This window comes from Rathayibacter sp. AY1B7, assembly GCF_002932735.1.
Taxonomy (GTDB): Bacteria; Actinomycetota; Actinomycetes; order Actinomycetales; family Microbacteriaceae; genus Rathayibacter.
The window spans coordinates 1-1398 of sequence record NZ_PSWK01000065.1; the positions used below are offsets into that span (position 1 = coordinate 1).

Genomic DNA, 1398 nt, shown 5'->3' on the forward strand with positions numbered 1-1398 from the left:
GTGCAGTGCACCATGACCTACCGGGTGCTCGAGAAGAAGGGCATCGAGTACACCACCGTCGACATCACCACCAACCCCGCAGCGCTCGCGTACGTCACGGAGGAGCTGGGCTACTCCGCCGCCCCCGTGGTCGTCGCGAGCGACCAGGACCACTGGTCGGGGTTCCGCCCCGACCTCATCGAGAAGCACGCCGCATGACCGGCCCGAACATCACCGGTGACGACTACCGGGCCGGGTACCTCGCCGGACAAGCCGACCGGCAAGGCGAAGTCGACTGGCTGGAGAACGAGGCCGACCGGCTCTACCGCCTCGCCTACGGCGACGAGTGCCGCGTCCAGGACCTCACCGTCACACGCGCCGAGCTCGAACAGCGCAGAGCGCTGTCCGAGCCGCCGGTCGAGGTCACCCGCCGCGACGCTCTGGCGTCCTGGGGCATCGAGACACCCCCCACCGACACCCCCGCGGCCGAGGCCGCGAACGAGAACCCGTCGACGCCGACGGGACCCACCAACCGCACGAGCAGGAGTCTCAATGACGACGTCAAGGCGCCCTACTTTCGTTTGAGCGTCGACGGGGACCTCCGAGGGGGTCGTGGCCGGGGCCGTCCCACAGCGCGCCTATCTCGATCGTCCCGATAGGGGACTGGTTGTCGAGCCTTGGAGGACCGGGCTCCTGCACGGACCAGCCCGTGTACGAGATGCTGATTGCATGCGTTTCACTCACGAACTCGGCGATGGATTCCGACTCGCGCTACGCACCCTCGACACCGTCGAGGAGATGCACGCTCTGACGGTGGCCAATCTTGAGCGTCTAAGGCAGTGGGAGCCATGGGCCTTCTACGACCAAACTCTCGATGGCACTGCTGCCTTCACTCGTGCTCAGCTGTCGGACTTCATCGCAGAATCCGTGTTGCCGACCGTCATCATGTCGGGCGATTCCATCATCGGTTCAGCGTCTCTTCGAATGAACTCCTACACGCAGACAGCGGAACTCGGGTACTGGATCGACGCCGCCACCGAGGGTCACGGTGCCGTGACTCGCGCCTGCACCGCGCTGCTGACTGAGGTCCCAGCCCGCGGAATCCGTCGAGTCGAGATACGAACGGCGGTCGAGAACGTGCGCAGCTGGCGCGTTGCTGAGCGGCTCGGGTTCACCCGGGAAGGCGTCCTCACCAGCGCGCTGCCTCTAGGGGACAAACGACTGGACGTGGCGGTCTACGGGCGCACCTTCGCCCGCTGACGCCAGATCTTTAGTCCGCCGTTCGCCGTGCAGTGGTGGGAGAACGCTGTCAGGGGCCGCCGTGGAGCCACACGTTGCCGACGGCGACACGGAGCGATCGCAGGAACCGTTAGATACGGGGATCGGTCAGTGGGCGCTCGAAGCGGCGATCGGGTTTGA

At 66.2% G+C, this 1398-nt stretch carries 3 protein-coding genes; all 3 read left to right on the forward strand.

Annotated elements, in window-relative coordinates:
- On the forward strand, positions 1-198 hold a 198-nt coding region (locus C5C95_RS17020), incomplete at its 5' end, for a glutaredoxin domain-containing protein (protein ID WP_258072692.1).
- Complete coding sequence (locus tag C5C95_RS17025; RefSeq protein WP_104226506.1) at positions 195-638, forward strand: hypothetical protein; 444 nt, start codon at positions 195-197, stop codon at positions 636-638. The genes C5C95_RS17020 and C5C95_RS17025, both read left to right, overlap by 4 nt.
- Before the next feature lie 70 nt (positions 639-708).
- Positions 709-1239, forward strand: coding sequence for a GNAT family N-acetyltransferase (locus C5C95_RS17030; RefSeq protein WP_104324918.1), 531 nt, complete (start codon positions 709-711; stop codon positions 1237-1239).
- The last annotated feature ends 159 nt before the right edge of the window (positions 1240-1398 follow it).

Coding starts and splice junctions, on each gene's coding strand:
- C5C95_RS17025 (WP_104226506.1), top strand. CDS start 195: ATGACCGGCCCGAACATCACCGGTGACGACTACCGGGCCGGGTACCTC.
- C5C95_RS17030 (WP_104324918.1), top strand. CDS start 709: ATGCGTTTCACTCACGAACTCGGCGATGGATTCCGACTCGCGCTACGC.